This window comes from Galactobacter valiniphilus, assembly GCF_003575975.1.
In the GTDB taxonomy this organism is placed as follows: domain Bacteria; phylum Actinomycetota; class Actinomycetes; order Actinomycetales; family Micrococcaceae; genus Galactobacter; species Galactobacter valiniphilus.
Window position 1 is genome coordinate 1 of sequence record NZ_QQXK01000014.1, and the last position, 15,241, is coordinate 15,241.

16 protein-coding genes are annotated in these 15,241 nt (G+C 70.0%); 9 read left to right on the forward strand and 7 right to left on the reverse strand.

Features of this window, described 5'->3' with window-relative positions; translation table 11 throughout:
- Positions 1–315 precede the first annotated feature (315 nt).
- The 3 genes from adh (at position 316) to DWB68_RS08165 (ending at position 3,542) form a co-directional block, all read left to right on the forward strand.
- Positions 316–1,839: an aldehyde dehydrogenase gene (gene adh, locus DWB68_RS08155; RefSeq protein WP_119424650.1), complete on the forward strand. Its 1,524-nt coding sequence runs from the start codon at positions 316–318 to the stop codon at positions 1,837–1,839.
- A gap of 306 nt (positions 1,840–2,145) precedes the next feature.
- Positions 2,146–3,156: an alcohol dehydrogenase AdhP gene (gene adhP / locus DWB68_RS08160; protein WP_119424722.1), complete on the forward strand. Its 1,011-nt coding sequence runs from the start codon at positions 2,146–2,148 to the stop codon at positions 3,154–3,156.
- The gene (locus DWB68_RS08165; RefSeq protein WP_119424651.1) at positions 3,156–3,542 is read left to right on the forward strand and encodes a DUF779 domain-containing protein; all 387 of its coding nucleotides are present in this window, start codon (positions 3,156–3,158) and stop codon (positions 3,540–3,542) included. The genes adhP and DWB68_RS08165 overlap by 1 nt, the downstream gene beginning before the upstream one ends.
- Here the strand turns inward: DWB68_RS08165 and DWB68_RS08170 are convergent.
- Positions 3,532–3,732 carry a hypothetical protein gene (locus tag DWB68_RS08170; RefSeq protein ID WP_119424652.1) on the reverse strand — a complete coding sequence of 67 codons (201 nt, stop codon included), beginning with the start codon at positions 3,730–3,732 and terminating at the stop codon, positions 3,532–3,534. The two genes, DWB68_RS08165 and DWB68_RS08170, sit on opposite strands and share 11 nt — an antisense overlap.
- 254 nt (positions 3,733–3,986) lie before the next feature.
- Between DWB68_RS08170 and DWB68_RS08175 the strand changes: the two genes are divergently transcribed.
- Positions 3,987–4,340, forward strand: a complete 354-nt coding sequence (locus tag DWB68_RS08175; protein ID WP_119424653.1) for a DUF5956 family protein — start codon at positions 3,987–3,989, stop codon at positions 4,338–4,340.
- Positions 4,341–4,579: 239 nt separating this feature from the next.
- Entirely contained in the window at positions 4,580–5,731 is a 1,152-nt protein-coding gene (locus DWB68_RS08180) for a calcium:proton antiporter (RefSeq protein WP_119424654.1), read from the forward strand.
- 69 nt (positions 5,732–5,800) lie between these two features.
- Here DWB68_RS08180 and DWB68_RS08185 read toward each other — a convergent pair whose 3' ends face one another.
- Positions 5,801–6,658 carry an SseB family protein gene (locus tag DWB68_RS08185; RefSeq protein ID WP_158588256.1) on the reverse strand — a complete coding sequence of 286 codons (858 nt, stop codon included), beginning with the start codon at positions 6,656–6,658 and terminating at the stop codon, positions 5,801–5,803.
- Between the two features lie 177 nt (positions 6,659–6,835).
- Here DWB68_RS08185 and DWB68_RS16415 point away from each other — a divergent pair, with 177 nt between their 5' ends.
- A complete protein-coding gene (locus DWB68_RS16415) occupies positions 6,836–7,015 on the forward strand; it encodes a hypothetical protein (protein WP_199700413.1) in 180 nt (59 codons plus the stop codon).
- Between the two features lie 14 nt (positions 7,016–7,029).
- Positions 7,030–7,821: a Dyp-type peroxidase gene (locus tag DWB68_RS08190; RefSeq protein ID WP_199700414.1), complete on the forward strand. Its 792-nt coding sequence runs from the start codon at positions 7,030–7,032 to the stop codon at positions 7,819–7,821.
- Here DWB68_RS08190 and DWB68_RS08195 read toward each other — a convergent pair.
- The 4 genes from DWB68_RS08195 to DWB68_RS08210 are packed head-to-tail and all read right to left on the reverse strand — an operon-like array spanning position 7,800 to position 11,394.
- Positions 7,800–9,161, reverse strand: coding sequence for a sensor histidine kinase (locus tag DWB68_RS08195; RefSeq protein WP_119424656.1), 1,362 nt, complete (start codon positions 9,159–9,161; stop codon positions 7,800–7,802). The genes DWB68_RS08190 and DWB68_RS08195 overlap by 22 nt on opposite strands.
- Entirely contained in the window at positions 9,154–9,906 is a 753-nt protein-coding gene (locus DWB68_RS08200; protein WP_233548685.1) for a response regulator transcription factor, read from the reverse strand. The genes DWB68_RS08195 and DWB68_RS08200 overlap by 8 nt, the downstream gene beginning before the upstream one ends.
- Entirely contained in the window at positions 9,903–10,619 is a 717-nt protein-coding gene (locus tag DWB68_RS08205; protein ID WP_119424657.1) for a hypothetical protein, read from the reverse strand. The genes DWB68_RS08200 and DWB68_RS08205 overlap by 4 nt, the downstream gene beginning before the upstream one ends.
- Positions 10,609–11,394: a polysaccharide deacetylase family protein gene (locus DWB68_RS08210; protein ID WP_199700415.1), complete on the reverse strand. Its 786-nt coding sequence runs from the start codon at positions 11,392–11,394 to the stop codon at positions 10,609–10,611. Before DWB68_RS08210 ends, DWB68_RS08205 begins: the two co-directional genes overlap by 11 nt.
- Before the next feature lie 384 nt (positions 11,395–11,778).
- On the opposite strand from DWB68_RS08210, the gene DWB68_RS08215 reads away from it, so the two are divergent.
- Positions 11,779–12,957, forward strand: a complete 1,179-nt coding sequence (locus DWB68_RS08215) for an Nramp family divalent metal transporter (RefSeq protein WP_233548688.1) — start codon at positions 11,779–11,781, stop codon at positions 12,955–12,957.
- 386 nt (positions 12,958–13,343) lie between these two features.
- Positions 13,344–13,877, forward strand: a complete 534-nt coding sequence (locus DWB68_RS08220) for a GNAT family N-acetyltransferase (RefSeq protein ID WP_158588257.1) — start codon at positions 13,344–13,346, stop codon at positions 13,875–13,877.
- 39 nt (positions 13,878–13,916) lie between these two features.
- Here DWB68_RS08220 and DWB68_RS08225 read toward each other — a convergent pair whose 3' ends face one another.
- On the reverse strand, positions 13,917–15,221 hold the full coding sequence (locus tag DWB68_RS08225; protein ID WP_119424660.1) for an MFS transporter: 1,305 nt from the start codon (positions 15,219–15,221) through the stop codon (positions 13,917–13,919).
- Positions 15,222–15,241: the final 20 nt, after the last annotated feature.

Genomic DNA, 15,241 nt, shown 5'->3' on the forward strand with positions numbered 1-15,241 from the left:
GGGGCATGAAGACCTCCGTGGTGAGAGCTGGATCCTAGATAGCTCCACACCTCACCCGGAGGTCTTCCTCATGTCACGCCGCCCCGCCGAAGACGTACCTAACCTGCCGGGGCAATACAGCTAGCCGTTATCAAACACCGTGATGGCAACGTGACATGTCGAGGACAGCAAACTGTCATCACACTCGTATTCCCCCGGAAACTCGCGGAAGTTCCTCCCTGCAACGCGACTGCAACGCGACTGCAACGCACCCAAATCTAGTGTGATCCACATCACCTCGACTCAGCGGGGTAACACGACACAAAGGAGTGCGACGTGACCGTCTACGCGCAGCCGGGCCAGGAAGGCTCGAAGGTCAGCTTCAAGCCCCGCTATGACAACTACATCGGCGGCGAGTGGGTGCCGCCGGTCAAGGGCGAGTACTTCGAGAACGTCACCCCCGTGACGGGCAAGGTCTTCACCGAGGTGGCCCGTTCCACCGCCGAGGACATCGAGAAGGCCCTCGACGCCGCTCACGCCGCAGCCCCCGCCTGGGGCAAGACCTCCCCCGCCGAGCGCGCGCAGATCCTCCTGAACATCGCCGACCGCATGGAGGCGAACCTGGAGCTCATCGCCGTCGCGGAGACGTGGGACAACGGCAAGCCGGTCCGCGAGACGCTCGCCGCGGACATCCCGCTCGCGATCGATCACTACCGCTACTACGCCGGTGCCATCCGCGCCCAGGAGGGTCGTCTCTCCCAGATCGACGACAACACCACGGCGTACCACTACCACGAGCCCCTCGGCGTGGTCGGCCAGATCATCCCCTGGAACTTCCCGCTGCTCATGGCCACGTGGAAGCTCGCCCCGGCCCTCGCCGCCGGCAACGCCGTGGTCCTGAAGCCCGCCGAGCAGACCCCCGCCAGCATCATGGTGCTGATGGAGCTCATCGGCGACCTGCTGCCCCCGGGCGTGCTCAACGTCGTCAACGGCTTCGGCGTCGAGGCAGGCAAGCCCCTGGCCTCGAGCCCGCGCATCCGCAAGATCGCCTTCACGGGCGAGACCACCACGGGCCGCCTGATCATGCAGTACGCCTCCAACAACCTCATCCCGGTCACGCTGGAGCTCGGCGGCAAGTCCCCCAACCTGTTCTTCGCCGACATCGCGGAGAAGGACGACGCCTTCTACGACAAGGCGCAGGAGGGCTTCACCCTCTTCGCGCTCAACCAGGGCGAGGTCTGCACCTGCCCGTCCCGCGCGCTGATCCAGGAGAGCATCTACGACCGTTTCCTCGGCGACGTCGTGGAGCGCACCAAGAAGATCATCCAGGGCAACCCCCTCGACACCGACACCCAGATCGGCGCCCAGGCCTCCAACGACCAGCTGGAGAAGATCCTCTCCTACATCGACATCGGCAAGCAGGAGGGCGCCAAGGTCCTCACGGGCGGCGGCCGCGCGCAGCTCGAGGGCGACCTGGCCGGCGGCTTCTACGTGCAGCCGACCATCTTCGAGGGCACCAACAACATGCGCATCTTCCAGGAGGAGATCTTCGGTCCCGTCGTGGCGGTCACCAAGTTCTCCGACTACGACAACGCGCTCTCGCTCGCCAACGACACCCTCTACGGCCTCGGCGCCGGCGTCTGGTCCCGCAACGGCAACGTCGCCTACCGCGCCGGCCGCGACATCCAGGCCGGCCGCGTGTGGGTGAACAACTACCACGCGTACCCCGCGCACGCTGCGTTCGGCGGCTACAAGTCCTCCGGCATCGGCCGCGAGACCCACCTGATGATGCTCGAGCACTACCAGCAGACCAAGAACCTGCTGGTCTCCTACTCGGAGGACAAGCTCGGCTTCTTCTAAACAAGACCCCGCCTCCTCCCGAAAGACCGGGGCCGGTCAGGAGGAAGCGGTAGCCTCCCGCGCACCCAGCGCGGGAGGTGCCCGACGGCGGGTGCCCCCACCCGCCGTCGGGCACCAGGCCCCGGATGGGGCGCCTCAGGCGCCCCCGACTGAACTCCCTGATTGAGGGCCCCTGCGGCCCGCCCGGCGTCCCCGCTCGCCTCGCCCCGGAAGCGGTCACCGAAGTCCTACAAGCCCGCAATTCTTCTAGGAGTGACCATGACGCAGACCCAGCTCGAGACCACCTCGGAGCAGACCCCCACGACCATGCAGGCCGCCGTCGTCACGACGTTCGGCGCACCCCTCGACGTCGCCGAGCGCGACGTTCCGCAGCCCGGCCCCGGCCAGGTGCTCGTCAGGAACATCGCCTCCGGCGTGTGCCACACCGATCTGCACGCCGCCCACGGCGACTGGCCGGTCAAGCCCGTTCTCCCGCTCATCCCCGGCCACGAGGGCGTCGGCGAGGCCGTCGCGATCGGCGCCGGCGTGGACGACATCAAGGTCGGCGATCTGATCGGCAACGCGTGGCTGTGGAGCGCGTGTGGCGATTGCCAGTACTGCCGCACCGGCTGGGAGACCCTGTGCGAGTCCCAGGTCAACGGCGGCTACTCCGTTGACGGCAGCTTCGGCGAGTACATGCTCGTTGACGCCCGCTACGCCGCCCGCATCCCCGCCGGCTCTGATCCGTACGAGGTGGCGCCCGTGCTGTGCGCCGGCGTGACCGTCTACAAGGGCCTCAAGCAGACCGAGGTGAAGCCGGGCCAGTGGGTCGTCATCTCCGGCATCGGCGGTCTGGGCCACATCGCCGTGCAGTACGCCGTGGCGATGGGCATGCGCGTCGCCGCCGTGGACGTGGCGGACGAGAAACTGGAGCTGGCGCGCAAGCACGGCGCCGAGGTGACCGTGAACGCCGCCAACGAGGACCCGATCGAGGCCATCCAGGCCGCGACCGGCGGCACGCACGGCGTGCTCGTGACGGCCGTGCACCCGGCGGCGTTCGGCCAGGCGATCGGCATGACCCGCCGCGGCGGCACCATCGTCTTCAACGGCCTGCCCCCGGGAGACTTCCCGGCCCCGATCTTCGAGACGGTCTTGAAGGGCCTGACCATCCGTGGTTCGATCGTCGGCACCCGTCAGGACCTCGAGGAGGCCCTGGAGTTCTACGCAGTCGGCAAGATCCACCCGACCTTCCACACCCGGGAGCTCGGCGAGATCAACGAGATCTTCGGCGAGATGGAGCGCGGCAAGATCGACGGACGAGTGGTGATCAAGTACTGATGGACGCAGTCCTGCAAGCACGGCCGGCGCGGCCCGGGGAGGATTTCTCCCGGGTCGCGCTGACCGCGCCCGCGCTGGAGATGCTCGAGAAGCTATGGGACCGCAACGGCGCGCTGATGTTCCACCAGTCCGGCGGCTGCTGCGACGGTTCGGCCCCCATGTGCTTCCCCGAGGGGGACTTCATCACCTCCGACGCCGACGTGCTGCTCGGCGTGTTTGAACTCCCCGGGCGCGGCGAGATCGGCTTCTGGATGAGCGCCGAGCAGTTTGCCTACTGGGAGCACACGCTCCTGACCGTGGACCTCGTCAACGGGCGCGGTTCCGGCTTCTCGCTGGAGGCGCCTGAGGGCAAGCGCTTCCTCATCCGGTCCACCCTCATGGGGTAGGCGGCGCAGGCTCCTGGTGGCGGCCGGCGAGAACCGAGGTCATGCGCTGGAGCTGGCCGATGAGCACGATGAACAGGCCGAAGCCACCCAGGATCGCCGTCAGGATCAGGCGATGGAACGGGAGCGGCTCGTCGTTCTGTGCGGAGGCGAGTAGCAGGAAGGCCGCCAGCACCACGGCAATGATCGTCACGATCCACCCGGCAATGACGAGCCCCGTGCCGGGGACGGTGAAGAGCCGGTCAACGGTCGGCTCGCTGGTGGCGGCGCGGCTGGCCGCTGGCCGCTGGCCGCCCTGCCGCAGTGACGTCGGCGTAGTTCTCAGACATGCTTCCCCCTCCAAGGTGGTGGCTGGTGTCGCCCGGTTCAGACAATCTAGGCTTCGCCACGAACCGCGGGCAAGAGCGAGTTATGCCGCGGCCGCCATGACGCCAAAGGAGGCCCTCCATGTCGACACCCGGCGATGCTTCCAGCTTCTGGGCCGTCCGCGAGCTGCCCCATCGGCCGGAAGGCTGGGGCCTCGTTCCCGAAATCGGCTGGGGCCTGCTGGTCGCCGCCTCGCTCATCGCCGAGGGCCACGGCGATCACGTCGCGTGCACACGCCATCTTGAACCGCGCATCGGGGAGATCGAGGACGCGGCAGGGAAACGACCCTTCACCCTCACCGCCGAGGACGAGGCCATCATCACGGAGTCCATCAACGAATATCTTGCGGAAGCCGGAGCCCCTGAGGTCCCCGACATCGTCGCCTACGACTGGTTGATCCATCCACCGCCGCATCTCTCAATCCAGGCCTTTTGAGAGCAGGCCAACGCCCAGTTCTGGGACCCCGCCGTGGGAAACCACCCGAGCACGCTCTATCCCGTCCTGCGGCGCTGGGTGCGGGCCATCTTCTAGGTGCCCTTCACCACCACCCGGCCACCCGCCGTCGAGCCCTTGCTATCCTTGGAAGCATCAGCGGCGCTCACGCCGCGCACGGCCCCCGGACGACCAGACGGCCGCGAAGCACTTGGGGACGGCCCCGCAGCACAGGAGCCGGCATGAACGCCCTCGCTTCCACCCTGAAACCCCTGCTCACCAAGGCGGGCCTCGCGCGCCTGGCCCTCGGTTGGGGCGCCTTCGCGGCGCTCATCGCCGCGGGCCCGGCCCTGCACGGCCACCTCCCCGGCCCCGCGCTCGCGCTGCTCCTGGCCGGCATCGTCGCGGTGATCCTCGTGTGCGCGTTCGGCGTGGTCCACGAGGCCGAGCACCTCGCCATGCGCCTCGGCGACCCCTACGGCACTTTGGTCCTCACCCTCAGCATCGTGCTGATCGAGGTGGTCCTCATCGCCGCCGTCCTCCTCGGCCCCGGCGAGCACACCACCATCGCGCGCGACTCCGTCATGGCCGTCTCCATGATCATCCTGAACCTGGTGATCGGCGCCTCGCTGCTGATCGGAGGGCTCAAGCACGGCGGGATGGCCCACAACCGCACCGGCACTTCGGCGTACCTGGGCCTGCTCATCCTGCTGAGCGCCCTGGCGTTCGGCCTCCCCGGCCTCATCGGCACCGACGGCGCCTACACGCCGGCGCAGGAGATCCCCGTCATCACGATCACGGTGCTCCTCTACGGCTTCTTCCTCTGGCGCCAGATGGGCGCGCAGGCCGACGACTTCCGCGAGGTGGACCCGCGCCTGGCGGCGCAGGAGCAGGGGCACGACGGCGCCCGCACGCCTTTCGCCGTGACGTTCCGTGAGCATCTGGGCGAGATCCTCGGCCGCCTCGCGCTGCTCGTCGCCACGGTGCTCCCCATCGTCCTGCTTTCGCACGACATGGCGGCCCTGCTCGACGAGGGCCTGGCCCGCCTGGGTGCGCCGGTGGCGCTCTCCGGCGTGCTCATTGCGCTCATCGTCTTCCTGCCCGAGTCCATCACCTCGGTCCGCGCCGCCCTGGCAGGCGAGATCCAGCGCGTCTCCAACCTCTGCCACGGCGCGCTCGTCTCCACGGTCGGCCTGACGATCCCCGCGGTGCTCGTGATCAGCCTGCTCACGGGTCAGCACGTGGTCTTCGCCGAGACCCCTGCCAACCTCCTGCTGCTCGGCGTGAGCCTCCTGCTCTCCGTCGCGACGTTCGGCGGCAAGAAGGTCACGGCCATGCACGGTGCGGCGCACCTGGCCCTCTTCGGGATCTACGCCCTGGTGCTCTTCGCCTGAGCCCACCACACGACAACGGCGGCGCGGCACCGAAAGGTGCCGCGCCGCCGTCGTGCTCTGGGTTCTTGATCAGGCCTGCGTGCGGAAGCCCGCCGCCTCGAGTTCCTCGGGGCTGAACTCGATCGCGTCGCCGCCGGCGGGGTCCACCACGAGGTGCATGCCGGCGGGCATCGCCCCGCGCAGCCACTCCCCCGTCAGCTCGGCCGTGGCGAACTTGTCGGAGAAGCGGAAGACCTCGATCGAGGAGGAGAAGAGCGGGAAGACCTGCGCGCCGTCGCTGGGGCGGCGCAGGAGCATGGGCTGCGGCTCGCCGTCCGGCTGGAACATGTACACGCCCGTGGCACCGTCGGTCAGGAGCTGCGTCAGGACGGCCTCCTTGCCCTGGTGCACCGCGCGGCGCAGCGCGCCGGAGCGCAGCGGGTAGTCCAGGAGCGCGTCGTCGCGGCGGAAGGCGATACCCAGGCCCAGCGGGTCCACCGAGATGGTGTCGATGCCGGTGGCCGCAAAGGTCGTGTTGTTGAAGGCGAGCTCCACGAGCTCCGAACCGAGCAGCTTGATGGTGATCGGGTCGCCCAGGGCGTCGTCGGCGCGGCCCTCGGACTCGGCGATGGTGCGGTGCACGTGGATGGCGTCCTGCTCGCGCAGGCTCACGCCGAGCACCGTGTCGTTGCCGGCCTTGAACGCGGCGAACTGTGGGGCCTCTTCGCCCACACGCGGGGCAAGCACCGGCACAAACAGCTCGGTGCCGAGGAAATCGGAGACCACGGCGAGATCGTTCTTGACGCTCGGGTCCTGGTCCTGGCGGACGAAGGACTGCATGAGGCGGGCGCCCTCGCCGGCGGCGCGGGCCGCCGCGGCGGCGTCGAAGTTTTCCGGGTCGATGGCTTCGGGATCGATGCCGTGCAGGCCCTCGATGTTCTCGCTCATGCCGTCCTCATTGCGTGGTGTGTGCTGGGGTGGGCCGCGCGGCGGTCCACCCTCCATCCTCCCACCGGGGTGCCGCGGTCCGAAACGCGCGTGACGCGCCTCATCTACGGGCCGCCGTTGACCTCGTCCCCGCCGCGCGTCAGCATGACCGTGGACCACACAACGCGAGGAGACATCATGAACGCCCCACATCCCGCCGCAGTCATTCCCCAGCAGGTGACCGGTCCCCTGACCGAGGCCGCGGTGTTCTTGGTCATGCGAGTGAACCCTGGCCGTACGCGCGCCGCGGCCGAGCTCTTGGGCGATGTCCCCGGGCTCGTGCGCAGCGTGGGGTTTCGCGCCCCGAGCTATCCCTAAGCTGCGTCATCGGCATGGGCTCCGACTTCTGGGACGCGGCCTACGGCACGCCCAAGCCCGGGCAATTGCACCCGTTCCGTGCCGTCCGCGGCGCCAAACACAGCGCTCCGGCCACCCCCGGAGACCTGCTGTTTCATCTCCGGGCCCGGCGCCAGGACCTGTGCTTCGAGCTGGCGCACCGCATCGCGGACGCGTTCGCGGGGCTCGCCGCGGTGGAGGACGAGGTGCACGGCTTCCGGTACTTCGACGAGCGCGATCTGCTCGGCTTCGTGGACGGCACTGAGAACCCCGCCGGCGCCGTCGCCGAGGCTGCCGCGCTCACAGGGGCAAACGATCCCTTCCCCGGCTCCAGCTACGTTGTGGTGCAGCGCTACACCCACGACCTGTCGGCGTGGAGGGGGCTCAGCGTCGAAGCCCAAGAGGCCGCCGTCGGGCGCACCAAGCTGGAGGACCTCGAGCTCCCCGACGAGGCGAAGGCCCCGGATGCGCACATCGTGTTGAACGTGGTGGAGGACGCGGACGGCCGCGAGCGCAAGATCCTGCGCGACAACATGCCCTTCGGCTCCCTCAAGGACGGCACCTTTGGCACGTACTTCATTGGTTACGCGGCTGATGTGAGCACCACCGAACTGATGCTGGAGCGCATGTTCACGGGTGCAGACGGCGCCGCCCACGACCGCCTCTTGGACTTCTCCACGGCACACACGGGAGGCCTGTTTTTTGTGCCGTCGCAGACGTTTCTGGACGACCCCGCCGCGGGGCTGCAGGCCGCCGCGGCGGAGGTTCAGGCGACCGACCCGGCCTGAGCCCGCGGGCCCTCCGGACGAACCGGCTCGTCCGCCGCTGCAAAACGCAGGCGCACCCTGGCCCCGCCGGCGGCTCCCGTGCCCAGCTCGAAGCGCGCGCCCTGCACCCTGCTCTGACCGCGGGCGATCGTGAGCCCAAGGCCCCAGCCGCCTCCCTTGGTCACGAACCGACTGGGCCCCGCCGCAAGAATCTCGGCCGGGAAGCCTGGCCCCTCGTCTTCGACCACCACGCTGGTGCCCTCGACCCACACGTGCAGCGGCAGGGCTCCGTGCGCCGCCGCGTTCTTGATGAGATTCGACACGATGCGATCCAGCCTGCGCTGTTCCAGCAGGGCCCACTCCCCTCCGCGGTCCTCGACCGTGACGGTCTCGGCCCACGGAACACCCTCCTCGCGGGCGCGATGCACGGACGAGCGGACGGCGCGGAGCAGATCGGTGGGTTCCAGCTCGGCGGTGTCCGCCCCGGCCTCGAAGCGCGAGACCTCCAGCAGGTCCTCCACGAGCACACGCAGCCGCTCGGTGCGCTCGCGCACCAGCTGGGCCGGGCGCTCGTCGTCGAGCAGCGAGGCCGCGAGGACCAAGCCCGTCAGCGGGGTCCGCAGCTCGTGGGCCAGGTCCGCAGTGAAACGCTGCTCGGTCTCCAGTCGGGCGCGCAGCGTGCCTGCCATGGTGTCGACGGCCTCGACCAAACGATCCACCTCGTCCGGTTTGGCCCGCCCGGCCCCGATGGCCTCGGCGATCCCCGGGACGGAGCCGCCCTCGGCGATGCGCGCCGGCAGGGCGCGGGCGGCGGAGGCGGCCCGCGCCAGCCGGCGGGTCAGCCGCGTGGTCACGAACGCCGCGAGGGCGGTCATCACCACGGTGCTGGCCGCGCCCGCGATCAGCAAGGCGCGGTCGAGCTGCCTGATCAACTCCTCGGACGGCTCGGCGGAAACGTTGACGGAGAGGACGGACGTGGAGTTCGGTGCGGCGGAGATCGGGCTCGCCGCCGTCACGACGTCGTGCCCTTGCACGCTGTGTCGCCGCGTCACCACCTCGCCCGCCCGGGCCGCGTCCGCCACATCCCGCGGCAGTCCCGGGTCGTCGATCGAGGAGTTAAAGGCGTTCACGCCCGTCTCTGACATGACGGTCAGCGCCTCGTTGAGCTGATCCACCGCCGCATCCCGGAGCCTGCGGTCCTCGGCACCTGCCACGAGCACGTGCACCAAAACGCCGAGAAACGCGACCGCCACGAGCACGCTCAGCACCGTCAACGCCACGAGTCTGACGCGGAGCCGGTGCCCATCCGAGCCGCTGCCCTCTCCGCGCTGGTGCGCCGCCCCAAGGACGCTGTCAGTCATGCCAGCGGTACCCAAAGCCGCGCACCGTCGTGATGCGTTCCCCTCCGACCTTGCGGCGCAGGCGCTGCACGTGCACGTCAACCAGGCGGGTGTCGCCAGCCCACGCGTCCTCCCACGCCTCGCGCAAGAGGTGCTCGCGTGTCACGAGCCGCCCGCGCTCCTGCACCAAGAGGATCAGCAGCCGCCACTCCGTGGGGGTCAGGTGGATCGGTTCCCCCCTGAGGGTCAGCTGGAGCGCTTCGCGGTCCATCAGCAGGTCGGGGCCAATGGCCTCCGCTGTTGAGGTCCCCTGGGCAGCGATGTCCGCTCCGCCGACGCCGCCGGAAGCCAGGGTGTCCGGCCCTTCTGCCCGCCCCGTCGTGGCCCCGCTGCGGCGCAGCAACGCCCTAATCCGGGCGTCGAGGACATCGAGAGACACGGGTTTGGCGACGTAATCGTCCGCGCCGGCGTCCAACCCCGCCACCACGTCCACATTGTCGTGGCGGGCTGAAAGCATGATCACGGGCACCCGGGAAAACTCGCGCAGCCGCCGGCAGAGGGCGGCGCCGCTGATGCCGGGGAGCATCACGTCCAGGAGCACCACGTCCGCGGGGTGGGTGCGCAGGTATTCGAGCCCTTCGAGGCCGTCCGCCTCGCCGTGGACGTCGTAGCCGATGCGTTCGAGGCCGAGGGCGGTGGCCTCCCGGATGACGTCGTCGTCCTCCACGTGCACCACGTGAAGGCGCGCCTGTCCTTCGCCGATCACTGCCCCTCCCCGCTCTCCCCGCTCGGGGTGGTCCTCACGCCTTGAATCCGCTTGCCGCCCACGAACCGCTCGCCATCCCAGCGAAAGACGCGCATGGACCACCCCGAGGGGCAGCACAGTGGTTCATCGTCCAGGTACATCGATTCCTGGGCCACCAGCGTCCCGCCGCGACCGGGCTGGAGGACCACGTCGTCCCCCTTAACCATGAGCTTCACGACGGGCTTGCCACCCTCGTCGGCCACCGCGAAGGCGACGTATCCCCAGCCGTCCGCCGCGGAGGTGAGGGAGACCAGCTGCAGGCGCGTCCCCTCGATCACCGCCGGCGCCGAAATGTGCAGGCAGTGCCCGTTGCAGTGACGCAGCAGCTCCTCGATCTGCCCGGGGCCCAGCCGGATCGGTTCCGCGGCCTGCCCTCCCTGCGTATGGGCGGGTGCCTCCGTGGCCTCCGCGGCCTCAGGAAGCGCCGACAGCTTCATGCCGAGCAAGGCCTTGAGCAGCTGCTCCTCGTTGAAGGGGGTGGCCCAGTCCGACGACGGCTCGGTGGCAGGCAGCGCCAGCTCCATGTTGCTGGGGCTGGCCGTTCCCTCCACGCGAAGGCTGGGATCGGGGCCGGCACAGGCGCTCGCCAGCGCGAGCACGCCCGTCAGGAGTGCGGCGGGGATGAGCCGGGCGCGGCGGGCTCGGCCCCGAAGGGTGTGGCGTTCATCGCGCATAGCGACCCGTGTACACCTTCCCGGGCTGGGGCGCCCGCAGCAGCTCGGAAACCGTCACCAGATGGTACCCCTTGGCCTGGAGCGCGGAGACGATCCCCGGGACGGCTTTCGCGGTGGAGCCGTGAATGTCGTGCATCAGGACGATGGCTCCACGCGGGGCCGCGCTGGCCGCGCGCAGTGTCGCCGAGGTGCTGCGCGTGCGCCAGTCGAGGGTGTCCACGCCCCACAGGGAGATCGGCCGGTCCGCGAGGGAGGCCCGGACCGTGCGGCTCATGGCCCCGTACGGCGGCCGGTAGAGGGTGGCCTTGACGCCGGCCTTGGCCAGGGCAGCGTCCGTGCGTCCCACCTGTGACCGGATGGCCCGCGCGCCCAGCTTGCTCAGGTCCGGGTGGTTGAAGCTGTGGTTGCCGATCTCCATGCCGGCCGCCTTGACGGCGCGGACGGCGGCTTCCCGTCCCTTGACCTGCGAGCCGAGCATGAAAAAGGTCGCCTTGGCGCCCTTCGCTTTCAACGCTTTGACGATGCCGGCCGTGTACGGGCCCGGACCGTCGTCGAATGTGAGGGCCACGCACTTGAGGTTGCGGCAGTCGACGGCGCGCGGCGCCGCCTGCTTGGCGGTGGGGGCGAGTGGCGCCGCGGCGGGAGCCGGGCTCCCCTGCGGGCGCTCCCCGGCGAGAACTGCGGAGGGCTGGACGGCGGTCACCATGGCGACGCAGCCGAGAACAAAAACGACGACAAGGGTGAGCGCGGCGCGACGCCGCTCGCGCAGGGACACGGTGGCCTTCCTGGGGGATCCGGGGCCCGCGGTGGGCCGTCCCACCCACGCTAGGAGCGCCACCCCTCCGCCCCCTCCCGGTGCTCCGCCCGTCACCCGACGGTTCTGCGACGGTTTCGCGACAACCTTCAGACGGGACCACATCTCGACGCGGCACGGCTGGCCCACGAGGATCAAAGTTAAGGTAACTTAACTCTCATGATTCAGCGGTCCGGCGGCCCCCACGCCACACACCACCCGATCCCCACACCGGGGAACCGGCCCCAGAACTCGCGTCAAGACGCGCCGGGGCGCGGAGGTGAGCCCGCGCCGTCGGGCACCGGAGCAGGGACTGCCCCCACGGGCGGTACCCCCCGGCTCCCGGAACGGCGCCTCTGGACGCTCCTGGGTCCGGCGTTCGTGGCCGCCGTCGCCTACGTGGACCCGGGCAATGTTGCGGCGAACCTCACGGCCGGCGCCCGCTACGGCTACCTGCTGGTGTGGGTGCTCGTGGTCGCCAACGTCATGGCGGTCCTCATCCAGTACCTCTCCGCCAAGCTGGGCCTCGTCACGGGCAAGAGCCTCCCGGAGCTGCTCGGCGAGCGCCTTCCGCGCACGGCGCGCCTGCTCTACTGGGCACAGGCGCAGATCGTGGCGATCGCTACCGATCTGGCCGAGGTCGTCGGTGGGGCGATCGCGCTGTACCTGCTCTTCGGCGTGCCCATGCTGCTCGGCGGGCTGATCGTCGGGGCCGTTTCGCTGGGCTTATTGCTCTTCCAGGCGCGGCGCGGACAGCGCACCTTCGAGTTCGTGATCATGGGGATGCTGCTCATCATCGCCGTGGGCTTCCTCGCCGGACTCTTCTTTTCGCCACCCAACTGGGGACTTGCCTTTGGTGGCCTGATGCCGCGATTCGAGGGTGCGGAGACCGTACTGCTCGCGGCCTCCATGCTCGGCGCGACGGTCATGCCGCACGCGATCTACGTCCATTCCTCGCTCGCACGCGACCGACACGGCAAGGCCGGGCGCGAGATGCTGCCACGCCTGCTCAGGGCCACGCGCCTGGATGTGATCGTCTCGCTTGTGGTGGCCGGCTCGGTGAACATCGGCATGCTTCTCCTCGCCGCATCGGCGCTGGCCGGGCGCGAGGGGACCGACTCGATTGAAGGTGCGCACGCCGCCATCACCGAGGCGCTGGGCCCGGCCGTGGGCGTGGCGTTTGGACTGGGTTTGTTGGCCTCCGGTCTCGCCTCCACCTCGGTGGGCGCCTATGCCGGCGCGGCCATCATGTCCGGTCTCCTGCGGGTGCGTCTGCCACTGCTGCTGCAGCGCGCCATCACGCTCATCCCTGCCTTGGTGGTGATCGCGCTCGGCGTCGATCCCACGTGGGCACTGGTGGTGAGCCAGGTGGTCTTGTCCCTGGGCATCCCGTTTGCGCTGATCCCCCTGGCAAGGCTGACCTCCTCACGCGCGGTGATGGGACCTCTGGCCAACGGCCGGGTGCTGAGCACAGCCATCTGGGTGAGCGCGGCGCTCATCGTGGCGCTGAATGCTGCGCTGCTGTGGCTCACCTTTACGGCCTAGCTGTACCTCGCCCGGTTCGCCCGGCGCAGGCAACGGTCATGGCGAGAGCCGTCGCACGCGCGACGACTTACTGCGCCCCCCTACGTTGCCACGCGGGCAAGCCGCCACATGTGGTCCGCGCCTAGCTCAGGTGGTCCGCAATTGGCTCCCCGAAAAGAACCACAAGCGGACCACATCCACTGCCGCGGGAGCCCGACCGGTAGCGTCGGCGCATGGGACACGACCCGACTCACCCTCTGACTGACTCGTCCGCGCGTTTGCTCGCGGCGTGGGCCACGGCGATGGGCGCGCCCCCTTCGCCCCGGAGCACCGGCGAGTGGATTCATCTCGTCCGGGCGAGCAGCGATGCGGTGGTCTCGGTCCGGGTGGGCGGCGTCGGTCTCACCGTGGCTCCTGAGCACCTGGCGGATCAGGTGAGCCGCTTGGATCCCGTCACCCTGCTCGACGCCGACCTCCTGGCCGTGGCCCTGCCCGGCGGGGCGTCGCCTTTCGGCACTGCCGAGCTGCTGACTCTCGGAGCGGCCGGGCACGCTCTCAACCCCCGCACCGATGCACGAGCGGCCCGCCCCGCGGATGTCTCGTCGCTGCGCGATCACCTCGCAGCGGAGGAGTGGGCCGAAAGCGGCCTCTGCGACGCCGAGCGGGTGTGGGTTTCCGGTCCCTCCGGCGAGGCCCTGGCGGCGGCGGGATTCTCCCGCTGGTCCTCCGATGTTGCGCACTTCTGCGTGGCGTCCGCATCGGCATCCCGGCGCCGCGGGCACGCCACGGCGGCCGCCTCCCGGGCCGTCTCCGCGGCCCTGGAGGAGGGGCTCGTCCCGCAATGGCGCAGCCGCCGCGGCAACGACGCATCCTTCCGGCTCGCCCTCTCGCTCGGCTTCTCGCCCGCGGGGATCCAGGCCACCGCCCTCGTTAGTTCATGAGGGCCTCTTTGCCGCGCGATACGCCACCCAACAACGCGGCTAGCGCCCCCACCCCTCCTTCACGGACATCCGCCACAGAATCGTGGTGAGCAGGGCGGCCAGCAGGGCCAGGCCCACATAGATCCACAGCGTCGGGAGGATCCCCAGCGCAGCCCCGAGGAAGCCGCCCGCGAGACCAAACATCGGTAGCGGCCCCATCGCCACCAGCATGCGGAACGACTGCACCCGACCCAGCAGGTGATCCGGCGTGAGCTGGGCCAGCACCCCGTAGAGCCCGGCGTTGGCGATCACCACGGTGGAGTTCCAGATCAGGCTCTGCACCAGGAGCAGCGCGAACGCCCCGCCGCCCGCCAGCGCGGGAAGCGAGGCCAGCGGCACCAGGACGGTGGACGTCCCGGCCACCGCGATCATGGCGGCGGACAGCGGCACGGGCCGGAAGCGTTCGAGCAGCCACCCGCCGGCCACCGCGCCGGCCAGCCCGCCGGCGGCGATCGCCACGCCCACCGCGCCGATCATCGCCGGGGTGAAGCCGAGCACCCTCACCTCGTAGACCGTGCTCACCGCGGCATAGAGGGCCAGCGCCGCGTTGAGCACGGCCGCGTTCAGGGTGGAGACCAACAGCGGCTTGGTCTTCAGGACAAAGCGGAGCCCCTCCCCCACCCCGGCCCAGAAGCGCGGCCGGGGCTCGGACGCCGAACCCGGCCCCGCGCCGTCGGGCTCTGGGCCGTCTGTGGCCTCACCGCCAGGCGCCGGAACCCAGCGCAAGACCAATCCGGCACACAGCTCCAGCACCGCGGCAAAGAAAAGGGCGAGCGGCGCGGCGAGCACCATGAGCATCAGGCCGGTCAGGCCGGGGGCCACGAGCCCCGCCGAGGTCTCCACCGCTTGCTTGCGCGAAAAGGCCGCGGCGGCCCGCGCCTTGCCCGTCAGCCCGGGAATCAAGGCGCCGAGACCCAGGTTCCAGACCATGCCGGCGGTGCCGACGAGGAACGAGGTGCCGGCCAGCTGCCAGAACGTCAGGACGCCGCACAACCACGCGACGGGAATGGAGAGCAGCGCCAGGGTGGCTAGGACCTGCGTCCACTGCAGCGCCCGCCGCCGATCGGTCCGATCCAGCCACCAACCCACGGGCACCGAGAGCAGCACGAACGCCGCGGACTCGATCGCGTTCAGCGCGCCGATCTGCTCGGTCCCGGCTCCGAGCGCCAGGACGGCCACGAGGTCGTTGGCCACGCCCAGGATGCCGAAGGAGAGTCCGCTGAGCCCGGCGGCCAGCAAGAGCGTGCGCACGCCCCGGACCCGCCCCACTCGTTCGTCCTTCGGCACCGTCTCGCTCGTTTCCACCGCGCCACCCTACCTGTGAC

What these genes read in the sequence shown, in the direction of transcription:
- adhP (WP_119424722.1), top strand. Translation starts at nt 2,146, where the DNA reads ATGCAGGCCGCCGTCGTCACGACGTTCGGCGCACCCCTCGACGTCGCC.
- DWB68_RS08165 (WP_119424651.1), top strand. Translation starts at nt 3,156, where the DNA reads ATGGACGCAGTCCTGCAAGCACGGCCGGCGCGGCCCGGGGAGGATTTC.
- DWB68_RS08175 (WP_119424653.1), top strand. Translation starts at nt 3,987, where the DNA reads ATGTCGACACCCGGCGATGCTTCCAGCTTCTGGGCCGTCCGCGAGCTG.
- DWB68_RS08180 (WP_119424654.1), top strand. Translation starts at nt 4,580, where the DNA reads ATGAACGCCCTCGCTTCCACCCTGAAACCCCTGCTCACCAAGGCGGGC.
- DWB68_RS08185 (WP_158588256.1), bottom strand. Translation starts at nt 6,658, where the DNA reads ATGAGCGAGAACATCGAGGGCCTGCACGGCATCGATCCCGAAGCCATC.
- DWB68_RS16415 (WP_199700413.1), top strand. Translation starts at nt 6,836, where the DNA reads ATGAACGCCCCACATCCCGCCGCAGTCATTCCCCAGCAGGTGACCGGT.
- DWB68_RS08190 (WP_199700414.1), top strand. Translation starts at nt 7,030, where the DNA reads ATGGGCTCCGACTTCTGGGACGCGGCCTACGGCACGCCCAAGCCCGGG.
- DWB68_RS08195 (WP_119424656.1), bottom strand. Translation starts at nt 9,161, where the DNA reads ATGACTGACAGCGTCCTTGGGGCGGCGCACCAGCGCGGAGAGGGCAGC.
- DWB68_RS08205 (WP_119424657.1), bottom strand. Translation starts at nt 10,619, where the DNA reads ATGCGCGATGAACGCCACACCCTTCGGGGCCGAGCCCGCCGCGCCCGG.